This is a genomic window from Paenibacillus oenotherae (assembly GCF_019443105.1).
Classification (GTDB): domain Bacteria; phylum Bacillota; class Bacilli; order Paenibacillales; family Paenibacillaceae; genus Paenibacillus_Z; species Paenibacillus_Z oenotherae.
The window spans coordinates 1-22,830 of record NZ_JAHZIJ010000027.1; the positions used below are offsets into that span (position 1 = coordinate 1).

Below are 22,830 nucleotides of genomic sequence, written 5' to 3' on the forward strand. Positions count from 1 at the left end.
GGGAGAACAGTTTCATCGACGGGATCTGCGTCCCTAAAGATGCTTCGTTTTCCCGGCTACCACCATCGTATAACACTTACAAAAATAGGCCAACCAGAATTCTCTGGCTGACCTAATAATACGAAAAGATGCTTCCAGTTCCACTTATTAGTGGTTTGGAGGCATCTTTTCACATCATTTGGGACTAACTCATTGGATATTGGACTTTTCGGACGGACAAGCCTATTTCATTCGTTTAATGCTGCAAATTCGATCGTTCCGCGCTCCCGATCTGCAAGGATCAGCTTGCCTGAGAATGCTGCGCCATCTGCTGATTTCAGCGTAAGCTTGCGCGTCTCGCCATTAGTCACTAACGCCTTCGCCATCGCAGCTGTTATCGCTCTGCCCTGCTGCTCCTTCCAAATGACGAAGGAACAGCCTTCTCTGAAGCGGATACAGCCATAACCACGTTTTCCTTCAACGACTTGGCCACCGCAGCCTGGGCGAGGACAACCTCCGATGACAGCAGGAGCATTGCTTGAAGTCGCGGATGCCGGAGTGGCCGGTTCATTCTCTCCGCCCGCAGCGCTCTTCTTGGGAGCTGTTTTCCTCGTCTTCGGGGCAGAGACGCTCTTGTCGGATGACGCCTTCCTTCCTGCAGCAGCAGCGGATACGCTTTTCTCTGCGTCCCCCTTGCTGCGGCTGCGCCCCTTCTTCTCTGCTTCTTCCTCAGCGAACAGACTTGCTGCTGCCGGACGCTGGCGCTTTACTTTACCGACAATCATCTCGGCGAACTGCTTCACCTTCTGCATAAACTGCTCGTCCGATGCTTCACCCTTGGAGATTTGGTGAAGACGCTGTTCCCAGCGTCCTGTCATCTCTGGCGATGCCAGCAATTCCACGCCTGCACCGCGAATAAGCTCGATAGCAGCGCAGCCTTTCGTCGTTATATCCAGCCGTTTGCCAGTAGGCTTAATGTAACCGACCTGCTTGAGCCGCTCTATGGTAGCTGCGCGGGTAGCCGGTGTTCCAAGACCCGTCTGCTTCATCGCTTCCCTCAGCTCGTCATCCTCGATTGATTTGCCGGCACTCTCCATCGCCTTGAGCAGCGTGCCCTCTGTGAACGGCTTGGGCGGCTTAGTCGCCTTCTCCACAGCAGCAGCCTCAGAGCAATGCACCGGTAATGCTGCATTCACAGAGAACGGACGGTCCGTCACCATTAATTCATCCTCTGAATCATCAGCTCCGGTTCCATCGTCACCCTTCTTCTTGCGGGACTTCTCAGGCGCTCCCTTGCTCTCATCACCGCTAAGAACAACGCGCCAACCGGCATCAAGCTGCTCCTTGGCCCGTGTGCGGAACGTCTCCCCTTCAACCTCCGTTATCACCTCGTGATTGTTGTATACAGCGGGCGGATAGTAATGGGATAAAAATCTGCGCACAATCAGATCGTAAATATTCTGCTCCTCAGCACTTAATGCGCCGGGCTTCTTGGGAGTCGGAAGAATGGCATGGTGATCCTCAACCTTGGCCGGATTGCATACCGCTTTATTGCCTTTATGAACACGGCTGTGATCGGCCCCATTCGCCAAATCCCCGTACTGGGTGGACTGCTTTAACGTATTCAGCACATTGCCCATAACCGGGATATTCTCTTCCGTCACATAGTTCGAGCTGGTTCTCGGATACGTAATGACTTTATGCTTCTCATAGAGAGCTTGCGCAATATCAAGCGTTTTCTTGGCGGGATAGCCGAACTTGCCATTGGCTTCACGTTGAAGCAAGGTCAGGTCATACAATCTGAACGGGTATTCCTTCGATTCATTCGTTTCATAGCTGACAATTCGCCCCTGCTTGTCCGCCACCTTGGCAGCCAGCGCCTCAGCCTGCTCACGCTTCGTAATGCGATCACCCTGCCAAAGTCCCTTGTAGCTGAAATCCTCTTGATTGAATACGGCCTGGACTACAAAATAAGTTTCACTATCGAAGGCCGTTATTTCTTTGTGTCGGTCATAGAGCAGCGCCAGGACAGGCGTCTGCACTCTGCCTACCGACAGCAGCGTACGGTGGCGGATCGTGAAAGCTCTTGACGCATTCATGCCAACAAGCCAATCGGCTTCGCTCCGCGCCCGTGCGGCACGGGTTAACGGATCATATTCCTGGTCACTGCGCAGCATATCGAACCCACGACGAATAGTCTCCGGTGTTAAGTCGGAGATCCATAGCCGTTCAGTAGGCTGTGTCATTTTCAAATATTGCCTGATCAGGTGGAATATAAGCTGCCCTTCGCGCCCGGCATCGCAGGCATTAACCAAACGGTCGCAGCGCTTGGACAGATCTCCTATAATCTGCAGCTGATCCTTCGTCCTCGGATTAGGAAACAGAATGAAGCGATCCGGTATAATCGGCAAATCCGCTTCATTCCACTTTTTATATTTGGGATCATAATGATCCGGTTCAGCAAGACTGACTAGATGCCCGATTGCCCATGTAATGATATACTGCTCGCCTTCCAGATAGGACCGCTTGTTCTGCGCTTTAGGTTCAATGACAGCAGCTATCGTGCGGCCCATATCCGGCTTCTCAGCGATGATTAATGTTTTCAACTGATCGCCTCTTTACTACGGGGTATCTGTCTCCAAATGACGTTTCATCGCCTTAAAAATACTTCGTACACCATTGGACCAATTAGGGTCCTCTGCATACTCTCTGTTAATCCACGTAAAAGCATCCCTGTTATCCGGCCTGTCCTTGCTCAGCCGCATAATCGTACGTGCTGCTACAGCAGCCGACTGCTTGATCGTTGTATTATATTCTTCCCAGCTATGAAAAACATTGAACGGGTTGTTCGCTATCTTCTTCGCCTGTTTATGGTCTCTAGGCACAAACCCTTGCTCTTGCCCGGTAATAGCAAATAGAAACAGCGGATGAATATCAAATTCCCTGGCAGTATCCAATATGGCATTCATATAAGGTGCATCAGCAAGAATCGATTTCTTACTCTGCAGGAATGCCGTTAGCCGCGCCCGGTCTACCTCGATATATTGCAGTTCAGCCGGAAGCTCATTCTTGGATTGCAGCACGATGTCCTTCGTCGGAATTGGTGCCGCAATCGGCAGCGGGTCAGCAGTCTGCTCCGTTTTCATGAGGTGCCATCCATACATCGTAGTCGTAATGACAAGCAGCAAGGAAAGTACAGCATACAGTGATGTACGCATGACATTGTGCTGGCGCAGCGGCAGCTCTATCACTTGTCCGACGACACTGGCTAATGCTAGTCCGGTCTCGCCCCCGCTGATGCTCTGAAGACCGGCCGCATGAGACTTTGCCCTGCTCCATGCCGAACTGTCTTCCCCGTTTACCGCATCAGCGTTCGACGCCGCAGCCAGCAATCCGCGGAACGCTGCTGCATCCATGTCCAGATTCAGCCGCTGCTCCGTCCATGACTGGAGGGGCTCTAGAAGCTCCGGATCCTCCAAGCTCAAGGACAGGCAGCGTGAAAAAATATGCTCGGCGCCAACAGGCCGCTGCTCAGCAGCAACAACTTCTCGCAATAGCTCGGCTGCAAGCTTGCGCTTCACATCATTCGTGAAATCCGGCAGCTGCTTTAATACGATCTGCCGCATCGCATCCGCAACAATCTCGGCATGACGATGACTCGGCAGATCTCTATATTTCACCTTTACATAATGACGAATGTTGCCAATGTCGGTCGGCGTAAGCACAGTGGCGCCGTCGGTCCGCATCGTCATTCCCCCAACTGAAGAGTGGCTAATCCAATCTCTTCGATTCTACCACAACTTTCCTGCCGTTGGGGAGGATAGATTTGCAATGGCCAGCTGGATTTCCGGGCGCTCCATATATGCCGCTATCTGCTCTTTCTCGCTTGCCGTAAATTGAAACTCGCAATCGCAGCCTTCATCCAGAGGAACGATCTGAGCAATCATTCCATTGATCGTACAAATAACGAGAACCGTAAGCAAAGTTATACCAGCTGGAATTGGTGTTGCATCCGACAATTCAACATCCAGCTCAATATCAACCCATTGCCCGTCACGCGGTTCAATATGGGGATGGAATGCAGTGAATACCAGCTCCGTTATCGTATCAGACCCGTATTGAATCATTTGATTCCCTCCTCGCCTTCGCGCTCTTCATCTTCATCGTTTCAGCCTATTTCGCACTCTATGCCCGGCACAGACGAATTCCAAGCAAATAAAAAGCGCCCGAAGGCGCTTCGTTATACCTATTATGACACATCTCTATACTTTATGGCAGCATTGTTGTTCCCATCAGGTAGCGGTCAACCTCACGAGCCGCTTCACGGCCTTCATTGATTGCCCACACGACAAGACTTTGACCACGACGCATATCACCAGCCGCGAACACTTTGTCTACACTTGTGCGGTAATCTCCGTAAGAAGCCTTCACATTGGAACGGCGATCCTGTTCAAGACCGAGCTGATTAATAATGGAGTTCTCCGGGCCTTCGAAGCCGATTGCAATCATGACGATGTCTGCCGGCCATACTTTCTCCGTGCCTGGAATCTCCTTGTAGATCTTCCGGCCTGTTTCATCGACAGTGCGTTCAATTTGAACCGTGTGCAATTCCTTCAGGTTGCCGTTCTCGTCACCAACGAATTTCTTCGTCAGTACAGAGAAAGCACGCGGATCTTCGCCGTAGAGAGCTTTCGCTTCCTCTTGCGCATAGTCCAGCGTATAGACATTCGGGAATTCTGGCCAAGGATTGTTGATTTGATCACGCTCCAATGGCGCTTTGGCATGAGTACCGAATTGCGTGACCGACTTGCAGCCATGGCGAAGCGCTGTCGCTACACAGTCCGTACCGGTATCGCCGCCGCCGATAACAATTACATCCTTGTCTTTGGCGGAAATATAATTGCCGTCCTCCAGATTGGAGTCCAGATAACTCTTGATTGTGCCGTTCAAGTAATCCATTGCCAGATGAACGCCCTTCAAATCGCGGCCTTCAATATCGACCTCACGGGCTTTCGTTGCGCCGCCGCACAGGACAACAGCATCAAACTCGTTCATCAGCTGGTCTGCTGGAATATCCTTGCCGATCTCGGTATTCGTAACGAAAGTAATCCCTTCCGCTGCCAGCAGATCAACACGGCGCTGAACGACATGCTTCTCCAGCTTCATTGTCGGGATTCCATACATCAGCAAGCCGCCGATACGATCCGCACGCTCATAGACCGTTACCGTATGCCCTGCTTTATTCAACTGAGCCGCAGCCGCGAGGCCAGCAGGTCCAGAACCTACAACAGCGACGCGCTTGCCTGTACGCACTTTAGGAGGGTGAGGCACGACCCAGCCTTCGTCGAAGCCCTTATCGATAATTGCTTGCTCAATCGTCTTAATCGTAACCGCGTCGCCGATCAGGCCAACTGTACATGATCCTTCGCAAGGCGCAGGACAGACTCGGCCGGTAAACTCAGGGAAATTGTTCGTTTTGTGCAAACGCTCCAGCGCTTCATGCCATAGTCCGCGGTAGATCAGGTTGTTCCACTCTGGAATAAGATTGTTGACCGGGCAGCCGGACGTCCCGCCGCTAAGCTCCATTCCTGTATGACAGTATGGCGTGCCGCAGTCCATGCAGCGCGCTCCTTGAGTACGCAATTGGTCATCGCTGAAATGCTTATGAAATTCTCCCCAATCCTTTATCCGATCAAGCGGATCGCGGTCAGTGGGCAGCTCGCGTTTAAAGTCCATGAATCCAGTAGGTGTTGACATGATCGCTTATCCTCCATCTCTTTGTGCAAGGTACGCTCGAAACTCTCTCTCTAAAAAATATATCGAGAATTGCTGATTTTATCAATATCAAACTTTGCCATTGAGAGCAAAGCATCTATATAATCGTAGCAATTGCACATCAACCGTTAAATGGATTTTCCGTATAATAATTTGCACTTTAATACATATCATTCGTCATAGACTGGCATAAAATTCTAATTTTTCGACACCGTATTGCGTACATAAGTGCAAATTTTGAAATCATAGCTGTTCTTCTCGTCCCGTTCATGAGAGATTTCTTCAACCAAACGCCAATCGGCAGCATCAAAGGCAGGAAAGAATGCATCGCCTTCAACATCGGCATCCACCTTGGTCACCAGCAGCTTGTCAGCGAAAGGAAGGAATTGCTTGTAGACCTGTTCCCCGCCGATAACGACGAGTTCCTGCTCCTGGTCACTATGATCAGCCAGAAGGGAACATGCCTCCTCGACGGTATGGACGGCCTCGCAGCCCTCTGCATGCCAGTTGGGATCGCGGGTCAGTATGATATTCCGGCGGTCCTTGAGCGGCCGTCCGAGCGATTCGAACGTTTTGCGGCCCATTAGAACGGCTCTGCCTATTGTTGATCGGCGGAAGTGCGCCATCTCAGCCGGCAGCTTCCATGGCAGTTGATTATTAATGCCGATGACGTTATTATGAGCCATCGCAGCTACTAGCGTAATGCTCATGCGCAGCAGCCCCCTTTCTGTCTAGATCGCTACCTCTGCCTTAATCGTCGGATGATGCTCATAATGGAGAATTTCGAAATCTTCAAACTTATACTCAAAGATGGACGCCGGCTTGCGCTTAATTACAAGCTGCGGCAGCGGGAGCGGCTCTCTCGTCAACTGGAGCTTGACCTGCTCGATATGATTGCTGTAGATATGAACGTCCGCACCTGAATATATAAACTCCCCAACTTCCAGATCGCACTGCTGTGCAATCATATGTGTGAGGAGAGCATATTGCGCAATATTGAAAGGCAGCCCCAGGAACGTATCGGAAGAGCGCATTGTCAGCATACAGGATAATTTGCCGCCCGCCACATAGAACTGGAACACAAAATGGCACGGAGGCAGCTTCATATTGTCAATCTCAGCGACATTCCATGCGCTGACGATATGTCGCCGTGAATCGGGATTGCGCTTGATCGAATCGATGACGCCGGCAATTTGGTCAATTCTTCGTCCATCCGGCGCCTCCCACGCGCGCCACTGGGAGCCATACACCGGGCCCAGATCGCCGTTCTCATCCGCCCATTCATTCCATATCCGCACGCCATTCTCCTGCAAATAACGGACGTTCGTATCTCCCATGAGAAACCAGAGCAGTTCATGAATGATCGATTTCACATGCATCCTTTTGGTTGTGACAAGCGGAAACCCTTTGCTCAGATCGAAGCGCAGCTGCCTGCCGAATACAGACACCGTTCCCGTTCCCGTCCGATCCTCTTTGACGATCCCATTATCAAGCACATCCTGCAGCAAGTCCAAATATGATCTCAAAGCAGATGAAACCCCCTTCTCCTGCAATTACGTTAACTCTAAAGTTGATTGTTCTAACATTCTACCATCTAACGCGCAATCTGACGAGCAAACAAACTCCCGGCCTTCGCATGCTGTTTAGCGAGCGTCCTCCCTTTCCTGCTTCCGCGCCATCCGCTGCTCATAACGGCCCGGGGCCGAGGCATGCAGCGCCTTCTCCTCCTCGCTCTCTGGAATCACGATAGGAACCAGCGTTGGCCTTCCATTCTCGTCTAACGCCACGAAGGAGAAGAATGCTGTTACCGCGGTCGTTTTCTCGCCCGTATATACATTTTCAGCCACTACCTTTACATAAACCTCCATCGAGCTTTTGCGGGTCCACGTAACATAAGCCTCCACCTCAATCACATCGCCCACCCGAATCGGCGCAACGAAATCCAGACTATCCGTCGAGACAGTAACAGCAGGTTTACGGGCATGACGCATACTGGTAATCGCCGCTATTTTATCCATATATTCCATCACTTTACCGCCAAACATCGTCCCATGATAATTCGTGTCGGATGGAAAAATAAGCTGTGTCATTATCGAACGTGATTCACTTGCACGTCTGCTCTCCCGTTCCATGCCGGTATGCCCCCTGTCATCGTATAGGAATCAGAAAAGAGGCCAGCCGCTGCAACAGCGGCGTGACCTCCAAGCTCTCATGTCTCTAAACTTTGCTTACTTGCCAATCGCGTGTATAGGATGACCAAGCGCCATTTCGACTGCGTCGAGAACGATCTCTCCCAGCGTCGGATGCGCATGAATCGTAAGTGCAATATCCTCAAGCGTTGCGCCCATTTCGATTGCAAGACCTAGCTCGGCAATCATGTTGGATGCTTCAATACCAGCAATCTGAGCACCGAGAACAAGCCCGTTGTCAGCATCTGCGATCACTTTCACGAAGCCCTCTTTGACGCCAAGGGACAGCGCGCGTCCATTGATGTTGAAAGGAAATTTGCCAACCTTCACATTATGGCCTTTATCCTTCGCTTCTTTCTCGCTGTAGCCGACACTGGAGCATTCCGGATCAGAAAATACGACAAGCGGGATGCACTTGTAATCGATCTTGCTCGGCTGTCCGGCAATGACCTCGGCTGCTACGCGGCCTTCGTACATCGCTTTATGCGCAAGCGCAGGCCCATCGATAATATCGCCAATTGCGAAAATATGCGGGATGTTCGTACGGCATTGCTCATCGACTTCAATCAGACCGCGATCAGTCATTTTGATATTGATCAGATCAAGGCCAAGCTCGCCATCCGTATTCGGACGGCGGCCAACAGTAACGAGCAGATAATCAGCCGTCACTTGCTTGTCTTCTCCGCCTACCGTGTAAGTAACCGTAACATCTTTGTCCGTCTGCTCCGCGCTCTTCGCTTGTGCGCCGGTCACAATCTCTGCCTGTGAGCCCTTAAGCTTCTTGGCTACAAGAGAAGACATATCCTTATCGAAGCCCGGAAGAATCGTATCGGAGCCCTCGATGATCGTTACTTTCGTGCCGAAGCGGGCATACATTTGTCCGAGCTCAACACCGATATAGCCGCCGCCGATAACGATCAGGCTCTTAGGAATCTCAGGCAGCGACAGCGCTTCGGTCGAGGACACGATACGGCCGCCGTACGGGAATGCCTTCAGCTCGATCGGACGGGAACCCGTCGCGATAATACAGTTCTTGAACCGGTAACGAGGCGCTTCCTGATCATTAAAGACACGAGCCTCGTTCTCGTTGATGAACATCACTTCGCCGCTGAAGTACTCGATCTTGTTCGCCTTGAGCAGCGATGCAACGCCGCCTGTCAGCTTTTTCACAACGCCATTCTTGAACTCCTGCACTTTGCTCCATTCAACCTTCACATCAGAAGCGGTAATGCCGAACTGGGAAGCATGGCCGATGGATTCATATTGATGGGATGCGGAAATGAGCGCCTTGGAAGGAATACAGCCTACATTCAGGCATACGCCGCCGACATAAGCTTTATCCACAACAAGAACATTCTGTCCAAGCTGAGCGGCACGAATCGCCGCTACGTAACCGCCTGGTCCTGCACCAATGACTAGAGTATCAATATCCAGTGAAGCGTCACCTACTACCATTGGGTTACACCTCCATTACAAGCAATTGCGGGTCTGCCAGCAGTTGCTTGATATAATTCATGAAATTCTGAGCTGTTGCGCCGTCGATCAGACGGTGGTCGAAGCTAAGGGACAGTGCCATAACTGGAGCGATAACAATCTCTCCATTCTTCACAACCGGCTTCTCCGTTATACGTCCTGTTCCGAGAATTGCAACTTCAGGGAAGTTGATGACCGGCGTGAAGAACATGCCGCCCGCGGAACCGATATTGGTAATTGTAATCGTGCTGCCCTTGAGCTCGCTGCCCGACAGCTTGCCGTCGCGTCCGCGTGTTGCCAGATCCTTGATCGTCTCCGCAACCATCCACACGTTCTTGCGATCCGCATCCGCAATGACCGGAACGATCAGACCGTTGTCCGTATCTGTAGCAATTCCGATATTATAGTACTTCTTGTATACAATCTCCTGCTTCTCTTCATCCAGCATGGCATTCATAATCGGGAATTGGCGGCATGCCGCAACAAGCGCCTTCACGATGAATGGCAAGTAAGTCAGCTTGACGCCCTTCTTCTCGGCAAGCGGCTTCGCTTTCGTGCGGAGCGCAACGAGCTCGGTAACGTCCACTTCGTCCATAATCGTAACATGTGGAGCTGTGTAGACCGATTTGGACATGGCGTTCGCAATGACTTTGCGGATGCCTTTGAAAGGAACACGCTCCTCGGTACGGTCGCCAACCACAGTGCTTGCTTGAGCAGGCTTCGCTTCTCCTGCGCCTTGAGCCGCAACAGCTGCTGCGTCTTCACCTTTCGGTGCAGCTGCACCGCCGCCCGCTGCATATCCATCGATGTCCTCGCGTGTAATGCGTCCGTTCTTGCCGGAACCGCTAACAGCCGCGATGTCCACACTCTTCTCGCGAGCATATTTGCGCACGCTCGGTGTTGCTAGCACAAGACCGCCGCTTGACTTCGCAGGCGCTGCTCCTTGTGCTGCTGCCTGTGGCGCTGCATCCTTCGCTGTATCCGCTGCACTGGTCTTAGGCAGCTCTGATTCAGCCGGCTTGGCAGCCTGTGCCGGAGCCGGAGCGCTGCTGTGGCTGTCGCCCGCTGGAGCCGCTTGCTCTGGAACCTCGCCCTCTGCATCAATAACAGCGACAACTTCGCCAACATGGCATACTTGTCCGTCCTTCACTAGCACTTCCAGCACTTTGCCGTTCACTGGACAAGGCACCTCTACGATCGCCTTGTCGTTCTGTACTTCCATAATGATGTCTTCATCCGTTACCGTATCGCCTGGCTTGATGTGCATTTTAATAATTTCGCCCTCATGCAGCCCTTCGCCCAGCTCCGGAAAACGATACTCGAATTTCGCCACGTGACGTGACCTCCCTCATCTCGATCTTGACGACATGCCTTGAATAATTAAAGCATCTATAATAGCCGTACTAAAATTCCAATACTTTGTTCACTGCTGCGATCACACGAGCAGGGTTTGGCAGCCAAGCATCTTCCACCTGAGCGAACGGATATACCGTATCCGGTCCTGCCACACGCAGTACAGGCGCTTCAAGATGAAGAATAGCCTTCTCATTGATTTGTGCGATAATTTCTGCTGCAGCCCCGGACGTCTTCTGCGCTTCTTGAACTACAATCGCGCGGTTCGTCTTCTGAATCGAAGCTACAATCGTATCGATATCAAGCGGCAACAACGTGCGAAGATCGATAACCTCTGCCTTCACGCCGCTCTTCTCCAGCTCTTCAGCTGCTTTAACCGCTGTGTGAACCATCATGCCATAGGCGATGATCGTAACATCGCTGCCTTCACGGACAACATTAGCTTTGCCGATTGGCACTGTGTATGCCTCCTCAGGCACATCCTGACGGAATGCATGGTACAGATTCAAGTGCTCCATGAAGAAGACCGGATCGTTGTCGCGAATTGCCGATACAAGCAATCCCTTCGCGTCATAAGGATTCGAAGGAACGATAACTTTAATGCCCGGTGTTTGAATCGCGAGCCCTTCGAGTGAATCTGTATGAAGCTCGGCAGCTTTAACGCCTCCGCCGAACGGAGTGCGGAATACGATTGGCGAATTGTAACGGCCGCCGGAACGGTAACGCATGCGAGCAGCTTGAATGAACATTTGGTCAAGAGCTTCATAGATGAAGCCGACAAATTGAATCTCGGCTACTGGACGGAAGCCTTGAATGCCCATCCCTACCGCCATACCTGCAATTGCAGATTCAGCAAGCGGCGTATCAAACACGCGATCTTCGCCGAACTCGCCTTGCAGACCTTCCGTCGCGCGGAATACTCCACCGACTTTACCGACGTCTTCACCGAAAACAAGAACGTTGGGATCGTTTTTCAACTCTACGCGCATCGCGTCGCGTATCGCTTCTTTCATATTCATTTGAGCCATTGTCGAAGATCCTCCTCCAAGAGTTTTACCCGGTCTAGCTATATGTCAACCCATTATTGAAAATCGGCTTTTTGCTCTTCTAAGTATTGCGGAGTCGATTCGAACATGGAATCGATCAGTCCGCTAACTGTCATTTTCTCAGTCGCTTCGGCTTTCTTGATGTTCTCGTTAACAGCCGCTTTCGCTTCTTCTTTCACACGCGCTGTATCCTCATCCGACCATAGACCCTTCTTCTCGAGGAATTTGGCAAAACGAGTGAGCGGATCTTTCAAGCTCCATTCTGCTTCTTCTTCCTTCGTCCGGTATTTGGACGTGTCATCCGCCATGGAGTGCGGACGGAAACGGTAAGTCAGAAGCTCGATCAAAGTCGCGCCCTCGCCATTGCGGCCGCGCTCTGCTGCGTCGGAAACGGCTTTAATAACAGCAAGTACATCCATGCCGTCAACCTGAACGCCCTTGATGCCTGCGGCTACCGCTTTGTGAGCGATAGACAGGGCAGCTGTCTGCTTCTCGAAAGGTGTCGTAATCGCATATCCGTTATTCTGCACACAGTAGATAACAGGAAGCTTGAATACGCCAGCAAAGTTAAGGCCCTCGTAGAAATCGCCTTCCGAGGAACCGCCATCACCTGTATAAGTGATCGCTACGCGCTTCTCATTCCGTTTCTTGAATGCCATCGCTACGCCAGTAGCGTGGAGAATTTGCGCTCCGATAATAATCTGTGGCATCAGAACATTAACGCCCTCAGGAATTTGTCCGCCGTGCTGATGGCCGCGGGAGTAGAGGAATGCTTGATACAGCGGCAAGCCATGCCATACGATCTGCGGCATATCGCGGTAACCCGGACATACAAAGTCATCCTTGTTAAGCGCATACTCACTGCCGACCATAGAAGCTTCTTGTCCGGAAACCGGAGCATAGAATCCAAGACGCCCTTGTCTTCCGAGATTAACTGCGCGTTCGTCCCATGTACGAGTGAATACCATGCGGTACATAATTTCTTTCAGTTGATCGTCCGTCAAAGCCGGCATCAAATCCGGATTAACGATTTCACCTTCTGGAGAAAGCACGGACAACGGCAGAACCGGCTCCGTCTGAACTTCGTAAGGCAGCTTACTCATGATCGTTCACCTCAGTAAAATATTTGTAAAACGTCGAGTCTCTGTTATAGAATGATTATAACCCTGTTTTCTGTTTATGGTCAAAGTATAAAATAGTAAAACCCGTGGTTTTTCACACTTTCATTCACTTTTGACCTCAGATTGTATATGTAACAGTATATCGATTTTTATATAACAGCATAATACAACACCATCAGCATATGCCGCATCAGCGAGCTATTGATCTCCCTTTTGTTTACCCACAACAGGCGCAAACCATGCAAGATTGAAAGGAGAATTTCACAAATGACCGACAACCGCTATCTCAAACGCACCATCAATAAGGAAACGGTGCCCAGCACGCATCTTCCTGAAGGCTCCAGGGATCTGCGAGTCTACCTTCCGCCCGGTTACAATGAATTGCTAAGCTATCCGGTCGTTTACTGTCAGGATGGGGAGGATTTCTTCAACTTCGGCAGAATTGCCACAATCGCCAACCGGATGATTCTCGACGAGGGACTCGAGCCCTTCCTTATCGTCGGCGTTGAGGTAGACAAGAGCAAGCGCACGGATGAATATGCGGCTGACGGTGCACGGCATAACCAATACACCACCTTCTTCGGGGAAGAACTTATCCCGTTTATTGAGGGCAAATATCCGGTTCGGCGCGAGCCTTCTCAGCGCGTGCTCGCCGGAGACTCGCTAGGCGCAACGGTATCTCTGCACATTGCTCTCGCCTATCCTGATCTGTTCCATCAAATCATCTCGCTATCCGGGGCTTATTATCCCTCATCCTGCACCATTGCATCCGAGACCGGCGATCTGGGCTGGTTAACGATGTACATGATCGTTGGACTGCAGGAAACAGCTTACGAGACCGACCGCGGCATCTATGATTTTGTCGCGATGAATCGTGAGATGAAGCAAATTCTGGAAAGCAAAAATGCCACTCTGCACTACAGCGAGCATGAAGGCCAGCATGCATGGGGCTTCTGGCAGCGGATGATTCCCGAAGCGCTGCAAACCTTTATTGACTCTGATTCCTAACCGCCGCCAGCATGAGGGGCATAACAATAATAAAAACCGTTCACCGCAGGGGTCTCAGCTTAGCTGCCCCTGTGTGGTGAACGGTTATTCATCATCCCTTATACGCCCTCCCGGCTCAGCTGTTCCTCCTGAATCCGGGCCATCAGCCGCTTGCATCCTTGTTCCACAAGCTGGTATACCTCTTCAAAGTTGCCTGTATAATAGGGATCGGGTACATCATCGCATTTCTTCTCGGGCAGCAAACTCATAAATTTGAACACCTTCGCATTGCCGTCGGATTTGCTGCCGAACAGCTGGCGGACGTCCCGCTCATTGTTGCTGTCCATGCAGACGATATAGTCAAACTCATTGTAATCTGTCAAACGCACTTGACGCGCGCGCATCCCTTCATAGGAAACGCCATACTGATCCAACAGGCTTCGAGTTCCTTCATGCGGCTGCTTGCCGATATGCCAGTCCCCTGTTCCCGCTGAATCAACCGTTATCACGCCCTCCAGGCCCTGCTCCAACAGTTGATGCTTGAATACCGCTTCCGCCATAGGCGACCGGCAAATATTGCCAAGACATACGAACAATACCGAGATCATGCTGAATTCCCCTTCTTCTGTTCATCTATTGCAGCTGCCGCTGCTGCACGCCGCTCCTCAGAGTGAATGGATTGCGACAATGCATATTTGAGCGAGCGTCGTGGCAGCCTCCATTTGTACTTAACCGACAGCATTCGAAAAATAATGACAATTACGAACAGCATAAGCAGTTCCCACGGTGTCTGGAACCAGCCGAGACCAATTACTGCACCTGCCGCCATTGCCCATACCGCATAGATTTCGTCTCTCAGCACGAGCGGCTTGCGGCCGGCCAGCACATCCCGAATCATTCCGCCGCCTATTCCCGTCAGCATCGCTGCAACGATAACTGCGCTGAGCGGATGCTTGCCAGTTGCGTACAGCGCTCCTTGAATGGCGAACGCCGACAGGCCGATTGCATCAAAGAACGCCTCGCTTCTCTGCCATCGCTGTATCCACCTGACCGGGAGTATGAACGCAATCGTCATCGCGATTATCGCGGTTTTGAGCAGGGGCCCCTGTGTCCATAACGTCGTAACCGGAACGTCAATGAGCAAATTGCGTACAACCCCCCCGCCGAAGGCCGTAACAAGCCCCAGTACGTAGACGCCCAAAATATCGTACTCCTCTTCCATTGCTACAATCGCGCCGCTCACTGCAAAAGCGATCGTACCAATCACACTGAATATCGTGAAGATATCCATGTCCAAGTGCCAGTTCACCTCATGATGCCTCCGCTTACAGATTTGGCGATTATGGAGATTCCTTTCACAAGCAAGCCCCGCAATTGCTCAAATCATGTCCGATTCAAATCCTATCTCATTTTAGCTGTGCGAATCAGAATCGGCAAGCGAAAAATATTCAGTCCGGCTCGTCCTGCTTCATGAAGCGTAATTCCTGGCCAGCTCCGGCAATCATCAGCTTTTGCATTTTCGCCTATATTCATGCTGGTCAACAGACTCGCGCGCGGGTATACTGACGTAAGATTTGTCTTATAGAGAGGAACGATCTGCCGATGGGCAACAACCGCATACTAATCTTTACGGGCGGCCGTCTCGGTGAATGGGCGCTGGAACATATACAAGAAGGCGATACGCTTTATGGCGCGGATAGCGGCGCATTATTCCTGGTTAAGCACGGGTTCCGCCCGGATCTTTCATTAGGCGACTTTGACTCTGTTACAGGGGAGCAGCTCGCTGCGATACGGCAGGCTAGCACAGAAACATACGATTGCGACCCCGTTGATAAAGACTACACGGATACCGAGCTTGCATTCCGGCAAGCACTTGGGCAGCAGCCGGATGAGATCGTGCTGCTCGGCGCGCTCGGCACAAGGTTCGACCATTCCTTAGCGAACGTCCATCTGCTGCGCTCGGCCATTGAGCAGGGCATTGCAGCCCTTATTATGGACGAGCATAATACGATTCGGCTCATTGATGGCATGGTCGAGCTTGAACGCAGCCCGCATCGGTCCTATGTGTCCCTGCTGCCGCTCTCGACACAAGTTACAGGCATTACTCTGGTCGGATTTCAGTATCCGTTGACCGATGCCTCCCTGGAGATCGGCCAATCTCTTGGCATCAGCAATGTGCTGTTGCACGATCGCGGCACGATCTCGATTCGGGATGGACTGCTGCTCGTTATCGAAAGCCGGGATTAACGCCTGAACTTTTGACCACTCATTCACAGGATGCGGCTGTCCCGAAAGTCCTTTTTGGAAATTTCGGTTACCAATGCGAGTTGCGAGTTGCGAGTTGGGCGAAACATACGAAACGGCATGTATTTGCTCGCTTCTGGCCCCATAAAGGTAAAATGCCTGCCAGCGCGCAGGTATTTTACCTTCGTTCCCCATTATCGGCCGATTTTCCTTCAAATTCATGCATGATCGCAGGAATTTAACCATTATGGTGCCCTGCAACCGAAATTCATGCACATTCGCAGGAATCTTACTCTGTCACGCTGCCTTCAAACCACACTTGGAGAAAGTAAAGGCTACGCCGGAGAACCTCCCAGAAACAATAAATAATCTGCTTATGGGACAGCCCTACTTAGTCTTGCTGCTCTTCCGGCGGTGAGACAATCGTTAGTCCGGGGACATATTTTCTCCCCATCAGATTTCTCAGCTTGCGATTCTCCTTGGATTCGAACACAATATCCATGTCATAATCATCACCGGGATACAACTCCTTGCTGGCAATGTATAGAGACAGCCGTTTCCGGTTGAAGGTCAGCTTCCTCTTCTCCACCTGCACGATAACTTCCCCCCGCTCATTAGCCGGACGGTAGACGATGCCTGTTCTGCGCAGCGGGTAAATCCAGACACAATCGCCGACCTGGAATGGACGCTGGGCCGGTTTGCTTGCCCCTTCACTTCCTGCGGCTCCACTCTCCTTGCTTGCAGCTGGCCTCCTCGTCTTTTTCGCAGCTGCCGATTGTCCCTTATCCGGCACTTCAGCTGCAGGCTCTCCCAAACTTTGTATATTGGCTGGCCGATTGTTATTGGAGTCCTCCCCGCCCCAATTCCGATAGGATGCAACCTTCTCCTCTGCCCGGCGAACAAGCCGCTCCGGAAGGCCGAATCTTCTCGCAATAGCAAAGGCAAAGCTGTCCCCGGCTTCGCCGATCTCAAGCTGATAAAGCGGCTCTAACGTTTCTGGATGAAAGGTCATACGAGCATTGATGCAGCCCTCTGTCCGCGAAGCAAAACGTTTAATCTCGTTAAAATGTGTCGTCGCTGCCGTCAGCGTCCCACGTTCCAGCAATTCCTCCAGAACCGCTATCGATAATGCAATACCTTCGCCTGGATCTGTTCCCGCAGCCAATTCATCCAGCAGAACGAGTGATCGCCCATTTGCTGCGCCCAGAATGTCCTTCAAGCTGGCCATATGAGCAGAGAAGGTACTCAACGATTGCTCAATACTCTGACCGTCGCCAACATCCGCCATAATATGCTGGAAAATGCCGAACGTCGTCCCCTCTCCTGCCGGGACGAGCAAGCCGGATTGAACCATAAGCGCAAGCAGCCCGATCGTCTTCAGCGTTACCGTCTTGCCTCCCGTGTTGGGACCCGTGATGATCAGTTGATTCCACTCCCCTCCAAGCTCTGCATGAAGCGGCACACACCCTGTGCCGAGCAGAGGATGCTTCGCTCCTGCCAGCTTGACATAGGGTCTGTCAGCCAGCTTCACGGCAATCCCGTCATAGGTGAGTGCCAGCTTGGCTCTGGCGAAGATGAAATCAAACGAAGCCATCGCCTCCATATTCCATCTGAGCTGCTGTTCATGCTGCTCGGCCAGCTCTGACAATCCGGCCAGAATAATCGTACGCTCCCGCTCCTCTTCCGCTTTCCACAGCTGCCATTCTCCTTGAAGCTCGCCAACATCAACCGGCTCCACGAACAGCGTTTGCCCGCTTGCCGATTGATCCCATACTGTACCCGGCACCTGTTTGCGGTAATCGCGCTTCACTGGGATAACGAAGTGTCCGTTTCGCTTACTGACAAGTTGCTCCTGCAGAGCGGATTTATATTTGCTGAGCAGTCCATTGAGCCTGCGCTCAATTCGATCCTCTGCTACAGCGATCTGCCGGCGAATATGAGCGAGCGAGCTGCTTGCCCCATCTGTCAACACGCCATGGCGAATGGCGCGGTCAATTTCTGTACGCAGCTGCGGGCAATCCTGCATGGAATCACCGTAGCCGCTTATCGTCGGGGCAATAAACCGCTTCGAATCCATATACCGCTTCATTTGCGCGACAGCGCTAAGCCATGCGGACAATGCCTGAAGCTCCTGCTCCGAATAGATCTTTCCTTTGCCAAGCAGCGCAATAAAAGGCTCCATTCCATCCATGGAAGATAACGGCACACTCGCCCCTGCAGCAAGCAGCCGCGCTGCCTCCTCGGTCTCGTTCAACCATGCTTTGACCTGGGCATCATTCGTGCTTGGGCTAAGAGCTTCAGCAAGCGCCCTGCCGGATGCGGACAGCGTAAATTCCAACAATTTAACCTTTATTTTGTCGTATTCCAATCTCTTCAAGCTATGCTCGTTCATTTGGTAATCCTCCTCGTATCTCCTATTGGGTACAAAAAAAACAGGAGCAGAACGCATAATCGCGTCCCGCTCCTGTTCGTATATACGGCAAACATACAGTTATGCGGCACCGCATTCATCTCATGAAGCGGTGCTCGCTGTATAACTGTAGGAATAAAGAAAGGCGTGCTCTAAGAGCACGCCTTTCTGCCGTATTGCAGGCGGAAATCGTCATGTTCTTAACTCAGGGCGAGAAGGAGTGATGAGATACAGCGAATAAACCAGACATCCACAGAAAGTCGGGCATGATTCTCTATACTCTGCATTCATTCACAGTCTCGCTTATCCAATTACGAGTTAAGAACACCAGCAAACATTAAAATTTCCCCTTGCACATTAAGATAGGTTAATCATACCGATATCAGACTTCAGCGTCAAGGGCATTCCGCCCTTAGACAGAAATCACAGTACCCGTACGCGCAAATTCAACAGCAGGAGGCAGCGGATAACTGCGGCGCAGATCAATGTCATGGGACAAATGCGTGAATATTGCGCGATCCGGCTTCCATATCTGAAGGCAATCCAGCGCTTCGACCACATCATAGACCGATCGTGTCTCAACGGCGAACGGTTCCTTGTAGAAATTGGTGCCTAATATGAGGACATTAAGCCCGTGGAGCGGCTGCTGCTGCTCATCCGTCAGCGCAATCGCATCCGAGCAGTAAGCCCACGAGCGCCCGGAAGGATTGTGAGAGAATCGGAATGCATACGCATGCCCGTTCTTCCCGTGATTGACCCTCCAGCAGCCGACAGTCCATCCTCCAAATTGGAGCGGACCTTCAATCGGTATGAAGGCAATCTGATTATGAATCCAGGGGAAACGCACCCCAATATCGCCAATGACATCCGGCATCGCATAGGCTTCGCCTTTAATCCCCAGATAGCGGCACATATCCGCCCATTCAGGAAGGCCGCCGATATGGTCAAAGTGCGCATGCGTGATCAAAATCCGTTCGATTCGCCTTTTGCCAGCCCGTTCCATTTGCCCGCGCCAATCGGGTCCGCAATCGATCAGCATAGACCCGAATTCAGGGTCATCGACATGGACAAGCGACCGGTAACGCCGATTTACCCCTGTATCTCTCGCTTCCGTGCAAATTGCACATTCGCAGAACACACGGGGCACTCCCGCAGAATCACCCGTACCCCAGAACGTGATCGCAGTTGTCATAGCCATAACCCTCCCGCAGCTGCAAATACCATCAAATTGGTTTCAGCTTAATAGATTGTTCCCGTTTCAGCAGCGCAATCATCTCATGCCATGCAGCCGGCTTATTCGGAAGAGCCGTATAATAACGCTCCAGAAATGTTGTCACAAGCGAAGCCGGCAATGCCGTCATCGTTTCATCCTCTGGCAGAAAACAAAGATCAAGCCCCTCTACCGCTTCCCCGTTCTCCTCCCAGGATGGATGAACATAAGCGAAATCCAGCCGTTGATAGCCGATATGCGATAATACTTCACGACGCACGTAGGGATTCATGGCCGCCACACCGCCAAACCCATAATCGACTTGCTGCGGATTATAGATCTCTGCGAACATACCGATTGCCACCGTTCCGCTTGCCGATGCCAGCCTGGCAATGTCCTTCTCGCGTTTGCGCAGCAGGAATCGGCCAATGCCTGAATTGGGACGGCCAATAATGGTAAAATCGGTCATCGCTACACGCATGTCGGGATAATACCGGTATTCCGTAGCGCCGACAACCTCCCCATCCAATACGGCAGCATAGACATGTATCCCTTCATCCTCCAGCGGTTCCTTCCATTTGTCTGCCGCCAACACTTCCTCGGGAGGAAACACGTTGCCCATTAACTCATGCATGCGTTGAAACAGCGGATCCTGAATGGATTGTATGCGGATATATTCCATCTTATTGCCTCCTCATCGTTGCAAAGGGATTTCTCCACTCCATGATTGCTGCATAATGGCAGGATTCTTCATCTTCCAGATAATGCTGCGCCACACCAACAGGCATTCTTCCGCAGCGCAGCAGGAAAGTGATCACGGGATCATGCCATTCCCCAGCCACTACGCGGTCCAAGTATTGCTGTGCAGTCGCTTCATTCGCATAGCGATGATAGCCTGGCATGCGCCCCCCGCCCACCAGCCTGTTCAGTCCGAGATGAACAACCACCTCGAACATGGACTGCATCAGCCATTTGCCGATTCCAGCCTTGCGATAGGCAGGAATAACACACAGATCAACGACATAAAGCGTATCGCCAGCCGGGTTATGATTACGGATATACCCTCCGTCCGTGATCTCTTCCCAGCTGTGGTTCCCCACAGCCGCTGTACCATCGACAAGAAGGCCGGTCATCGATCCGATAAGCCTTCCGTCTGCTTCCGCGCACAACGCTCCCTCAGGAAAGCGCGCCACATGCTCCAGCAGCTGCAGCTCATTCCACCAAAGCTCAGACGGAAATGGCGGCGGGAAGCTTTGCTGCTGGATCGCGATCATGCCCTGCAGGTCATCCCTCGTGTAGTTGCGAATAACAATCCGCTCCGGCTTGCCGGATACGTAGACGATCAGCTCTTTGTGCATCGTACTCTCCTTCAACGTTCCGCCTTGCAACCATTGACCTACCAATCCCTGTAAAGATCCGTTCTCCGGTCCCGCCATGTCGTGACAGAGCCTGCTGCCCTCACATCAGCCAGCAGCTGCAAATCCAAGTCGGCTACAATAAGCATGTCATCATTTATGACACCCTCGCTAATAATGCCAGCTGGCGGAAACGGGATATCATTAGGCGATATAATAGCAGCTTGCCCATAATTAGCCCTCATGAAATCAACCTTGCGCAGCGAGCCTACAGTTCCGGTCGTTACAATATAGATCTGATTCTCAACAGCTCGCGCATGACAGCAGTAACGAACACGATAGAAGCCATGGCGGTCATCTGTGCATGAAGGGCAGAAGATGATGTCCGCTCCCCTAGCCCGAGCCATTCTTACAATCTCGGGGAACTCAATATCGTAACAGGTCAGCATAGCAACCGTTCCGTACTCGGTCTCGAATACGGCAAGCGAATCGCCCGCGTCCATATGCCACTCTTCGCGCTCGGTTGGTGTCATATGCAGCTTCGCTTGAACTGCAACACGGCCATCGGGATAGAACAAATGCGCAGCATTATGCTTCCTGCCGTTACCCGCATCTATAACATGTGTGCCGCCGACAATATGCATCCCATATTGGGCAGCCAGCCCCGTGAACAGCGCCAAATACGGCTCAGTGAACTGCGGAAGATCGTCTATCGCAAGCGCATTGCCCTCCCCGTCAGGAATAGATAGAAGCTGTGTAGTGAAGAATTCCGGGAACAGTATAAATTCCACACCATATTCCGAAGCATTCCTGACATAATGGGCAGCCTGATCCGCGAATTGTTGAAAGCTACTGATGTCCTCCAGCATGTACTGAACCGCGCAAACACGTATTTTCACAATTCCTTCTCCCCTACTATTAAAAATTTCTCATCGTTTTCTAATAAACATGCTCAAATGCTTGAAAACACTACCATTCACTTCTTCGTGGTAATGTTTAGGAGCAACTTTTTCTGATATAGTGGTTTCCGACAGACAAGTCAACACCGATGAATTTGGAGGGACAACAAGAATATGACAACGAAGAACAACAGATTCATCCGTACAGTAGCAACGATTGGTATAAGCGCTGTTATCGGATTATCAACTATTACGATCGGACATACCCCTAAAGCAGAGGCAGCCACCGCTTCCGTTGCCAACAAAATTATTAGCATTGGTGACAACTATCTGGGCGTGCCTTACCGATTCGGAGCTCCGGTGGGAATTACATATGTATTCGACTGCTCTTCCTTTACCCAATATGTATTCAAGAAAATAGGCGTTTCCCTCCCGCGTACTTCCAAGGCGCAAGCAAGCAGAGGGAGTTATGTATCCAGAGCGAATCTGAAGAAGGGGGATCTCGTCTTTTTCTCCACAGCGCGTACAGGTAAAAGCATTGGCCATGTGGCGATTTATGCCGGCAACAACCGCATACTGCACACTTATGGCAGCGGTGGCGTCAGATTCTCCAATCTCAACTCCTCGCATTGGAGTTCCCATTACATTACCGCACGCCGAGTGAAGTAGTCTATCTACCAAACCGTTCGATCAATAGCTGATCACAGCGGGAATGGAGCTATCCCTAAGTTATTGTTCCTGGGAGGTTCCCCGGCGTTTCGCCTGTTTCGCCTGACGGGAACCAAAATT

The 22,830-nt window shown here is 51.5% G+C and carries 21 protein-coding genes; 3 read left to right on the forward strand and 18 right to left on the reverse strand.

What is annotated here, in order from left to right; translation table 11 throughout:
• Positions 1–227: 227 nt before the first annotated feature.
• The 11 genes from K0T92_RS22915 to pdhA form a co-directional block, all read right to left on the reverse strand.
• A complete protein-coding gene (locus K0T92_RS22915; RefSeq protein ID WP_219874873.1) occupies positions 228–2,585 on the reverse strand; it encodes a type IA DNA topoisomerase in 2,358 nt (785 codons plus the stop codon).
• A 15-nt stretch (positions 2,586–2,600) separates the two neighbouring features.
• Complete coding sequence (locus K0T92_RS22920; protein ID WP_219874875.1) at positions 2,601–3,725, reverse strand: hypothetical protein; 1,125 nt, start codon at positions 3,723–3,725, stop codon at positions 2,601–2,603.
• A 45-nt stretch (positions 3,726–3,770) separates the two neighbouring features.
• Positions 3,771–4,106, reverse strand: coding sequence for a hypothetical protein (locus K0T92_RS22925; RefSeq protein ID WP_219874877.1), 336 nt, complete (start codon positions 4,104–4,106; stop codon positions 3,771–3,773).
• A 142-nt stretch (positions 4,107–4,248) separates the two neighbouring features.
• A complete protein-coding gene (locus tag K0T92_RS22930; RefSeq protein WP_219874879.1) occupies positions 4,249–5,736 on the reverse strand; it encodes a glutamate synthase subunit beta in 1,488 nt (495 codons plus the stop codon).
• A 215-nt stretch (positions 5,737–5,951) separates the two neighbouring features.
• On the reverse strand, positions 5,952–6,464 hold the full coding sequence (locus tag K0T92_RS22935) for a dihydrofolate reductase (RefSeq protein ID WP_219874881.1): 513 nt from the start codon (positions 6,462–6,464) through the stop codon (positions 5,952–5,954).
• Positions 6,465–6,485: 21 nt separating this feature from the next.
• On the reverse strand, positions 6,486–7,280 hold the full coding sequence (gene thyA, locus K0T92_RS22940; protein WP_219874883.1) for a thymidylate synthase: 795 nt from the start codon (positions 7,278–7,280) through the stop codon (positions 6,486–6,488).
• Positions 7,281–7,397: 117 nt separating this feature from the next.
• Positions 7,398–7,886 (reverse strand): acyl-CoA thioesterase, encoded by a 489-nt coding sequence (locus K0T92_RS22945; protein ID WP_219874885.1) that lies wholly within the window; start codon positions 7,884–7,886, stop codon positions 7,398–7,400.
• 96 nt (positions 7,887–7,982) lie between these two features.
• Complete coding sequence (lpdA, locus tag K0T92_RS22950; RefSeq protein WP_219874887.1) at positions 7,983–9,398, reverse strand: dihydrolipoyl dehydrogenase; 1,416 nt, start codon at positions 9,396–9,398, stop codon at positions 7,983–7,985.
• Between the two features lie 4 nt (positions 9,399–9,402).
• A complete protein-coding gene (locus K0T92_RS22955; protein ID WP_219874889.1) occupies positions 9,403–10,749 on the reverse strand; it encodes a dihydrolipoamide acetyltransferase family protein in 1,347 nt (448 codons plus the stop codon).
• 70 nt (positions 10,750–10,819) lie between these two features.
• On the reverse strand, positions 10,820–11,797 hold the full coding sequence (locus K0T92_RS22960; RefSeq protein ID WP_219874891.1) for an alpha-ketoacid dehydrogenase subunit beta: 978 nt from the start codon (positions 11,795–11,797) through the stop codon (positions 10,820–10,822).
• A gap of 53 nt (positions 11,798–11,850) precedes the next feature.
• A complete protein-coding gene (gene pdhA, locus K0T92_RS22965) occupies positions 11,851–12,918 on the reverse strand; it encodes a pyruvate dehydrogenase (acetyl-transferring) E1 component subunit alpha (RefSeq protein ID WP_219874893.1) in 1,068 nt (355 codons plus the stop codon).
• A 285-nt stretch (positions 12,919–13,203) separates the two neighbouring features.
• On the opposite strand from pdhA, the gene K0T92_RS22970 reads away from it, so the two are divergent.
• Complete coding sequence (locus K0T92_RS22970; protein ID WP_219874895.1) at positions 13,204–13,944, forward strand: alpha/beta hydrolase; 741 nt, start codon at positions 13,204–13,206, stop codon at positions 13,942–13,944.
• Between the two features lie 98 nt (positions 13,945–14,042).
• Here the strand turns inward: K0T92_RS22970 and K0T92_RS22975 are convergent, their stop codons facing one another.
• Positions 14,043–14,531 (reverse strand): low molecular weight protein-tyrosine-phosphatase, encoded by a 489-nt coding sequence (locus K0T92_RS22975; protein ID WP_219874897.1) that lies wholly within the window; start codon positions 14,529–14,531, stop codon positions 14,043–14,045.
• A complete protein-coding gene (locus K0T92_RS22980) occupies positions 14,528–15,214 on the reverse strand; it encodes a trimeric intracellular cation channel family protein (protein ID WP_219874951.1) in 687 nt (228 codons plus the stop codon). The genes K0T92_RS22975 and K0T92_RS22980 overlap by 4 nt, the downstream gene beginning before the upstream one ends.
• A gap of 311 nt (positions 15,215–15,525) precedes the next feature.
• Here K0T92_RS22980 and K0T92_RS22985 point away from each other — a divergent pair, with 311 nt between their 5' ends.
• Complete coding sequence (locus tag K0T92_RS22985) at positions 15,526–16,170, forward strand: thiamine diphosphokinase (protein WP_219874899.1); 645 nt, start codon at positions 15,526–15,528, stop codon at positions 16,168–16,170.
• A 388-nt stretch (positions 16,171–16,558) separates the two neighbouring features.
• Here K0T92_RS22985 and K0T92_RS22990 read toward each other — a convergent pair whose 3' ends face one another.
• From K0T92_RS22990 to K0T92_RS23010, 5 genes are all read right to left on the reverse strand, one after another.
• On the reverse strand, positions 16,559–18,559 hold the full coding sequence (locus K0T92_RS22990; RefSeq protein WP_219874901.1) for an endonuclease MutS2: 2,001 nt from the start codon (positions 18,557–18,559) through the stop codon (positions 16,559–16,561).
• A gap of 430 nt (positions 18,560–18,989) precedes the next feature.
• A complete protein-coding gene (locus tag K0T92_RS22995) occupies positions 18,990–19,769 on the reverse strand; it encodes an MBL fold metallo-hydrolase (RefSeq protein ID WP_219874903.1) in 780 nt (259 codons plus the stop codon).
• Positions 19,770–19,800: 31 nt separating this feature from the next.
• Positions 19,801–20,469 carry a GNAT family N-acetyltransferase gene (locus K0T92_RS23000; protein WP_219874905.1) on the reverse strand — a complete coding sequence of 223 codons (669 nt, stop codon included), beginning with the start codon at positions 20,467–20,469 and terminating at the stop codon, positions 19,801–19,803.
• A 1-nt stretch (position 20,470) separates the two neighbouring features.
• A complete protein-coding gene (locus tag K0T92_RS23005; RefSeq protein ID WP_219874953.1) occupies positions 20,471–21,145 on the reverse strand; it encodes a GNAT family N-acetyltransferase in 675 nt (224 codons plus the stop codon).
• A gap of 38 nt (positions 21,146–21,183) precedes the next feature.
• Complete coding sequence (locus K0T92_RS23010; RefSeq protein ID WP_219874907.1) at positions 21,184–22,041, reverse strand: carbon-nitrogen hydrolase family protein; 858 nt, start codon at positions 22,039–22,041, stop codon at positions 21,184–21,186.
• Positions 22,042–22,215: 174 nt separating this feature from the next.
• On the opposite strand from K0T92_RS23010, the gene K0T92_RS23015 reads away from it, so the two are divergent.
• Positions 22,216–22,710 (forward strand): C40 family peptidase, encoded by a 495-nt coding sequence (locus tag K0T92_RS23015; RefSeq protein WP_219874909.1) that lies wholly within the window; start codon positions 22,216–22,218, stop codon positions 22,708–22,710.
• The last annotated feature ends 120 nt before the right edge of the window (positions 22,711–22,830 follow it).

What these genes read in the sequence shown, in the direction of transcription:
- K0T92_RS22920 (WP_219874875.1), bottom strand. Translation starts at nt 3,725, where the DNA reads ATGCGGACCGACGGCGCCACTGTGCTTACGCCGACCGACATTGGCAAC.
- K0T92_RS22925 (WP_219874877.1), bottom strand. Translation starts at nt 4,106, where the DNA reads ATGATTCAATACGGGTCTGATACGATAACGGAGCTGGTATTCACTGCA.
- K0T92_RS22930 (WP_219874879.1), bottom strand. Translation starts at nt 5,736, where the DNA reads ATGTCAACACCTACTGGATTCATGGACTTTAAACGCGAGCTGCCCACT.
- K0T92_RS22935 (WP_219874881.1), bottom strand. Translation starts at nt 6,464, where the DNA reads ATGAGCATTACGCTAGTAGCTGCGATGGCTCATAATAACGTCATCGGC.
- K0T92_RS22945 (WP_219874885.1), bottom strand. Translation starts at nt 7,886, where the DNA reads ATGGAACGGGAGAGCAGACGTGCAAGTGAATCACGTTCGATAATGACA.
- lpdA (WP_219874887.1), bottom strand. Translation starts at nt 9,398, where the DNA reads ATGGTAGTAGGTGACGCTTCACTGGATATTGATACTCTAGTCATTGGT.
- K0T92_RS22960 (WP_219874891.1), bottom strand. Translation starts at nt 11,797, where the DNA reads ATGGCTCAAATGAATATGAAAGAAGCGATACGCGACGCGATGCGCGTA.
- pdhA (WP_219874893.1), bottom strand. Translation starts at nt 12,918, where the DNA reads ATGAGTAAGCTGCCTTACGAAGTTCAGACGGAGCCGGTTCTGCCGTTG.
- K0T92_RS22970 (WP_219874895.1), top strand. Translation starts at nt 13,204, where the DNA reads ATGACCGACAACCGCTATCTCAAACGCACCATCAATAAGGAAACGGTG.
- K0T92_RS22975 (WP_219874897.1), bottom strand. Translation starts at nt 14,531, where the DNA reads ATGATCTCGGTATTGTTCGTATGTCTTGGCAATATTTGCCGGTCGCCT.
- K0T92_RS22980 (WP_219874951.1), bottom strand. Translation starts at nt 15,214, where the DNA reads ATGGATATCTTCACGATATTCAGTGTGATTGGTACGATCGCTTTTGCA.
- K0T92_RS22985 (WP_219874899.1), top strand. Translation starts at nt 15,526, where the DNA reads ATGGGCAACAACCGCATACTAATCTTTACGGGCGGCCGTCTCGGTGAA.
- K0T92_RS22990 (WP_219874901.1), bottom strand. Translation starts at nt 18,559, where the DNA reads ATGAACGAGCATAGCTTGAAGAGATTGGAATACGACAAAATAAAGGTT.
- K0T92_RS22995 (WP_219874903.1), bottom strand. Translation starts at nt 19,769, where the DNA reads ATGACAACTGCGATCACGTTCTGGGGTACGGGTGATTCTGCGGGAGTG.
- K0T92_RS23000 (WP_219874905.1), bottom strand. Translation starts at nt 20,469, where the DNA reads ATGGAATATATCCGCATACAATCCATTCAGGATCCGCTGTTTCAACGC.
- K0T92_RS23005 (WP_219874953.1), bottom strand. Translation starts at nt 21,145, where the DNA reads ATGCACAAAGAGCTGATCGTCTACGTATCCGGCAAGCCGGAGCGGATT.
- K0T92_RS23015 (WP_219874909.1), top strand. Translation starts at nt 22,216, where the DNA reads ATGACAACGAAGAACAACAGATTCATCCGTACAGTAGCAACGATTGGT.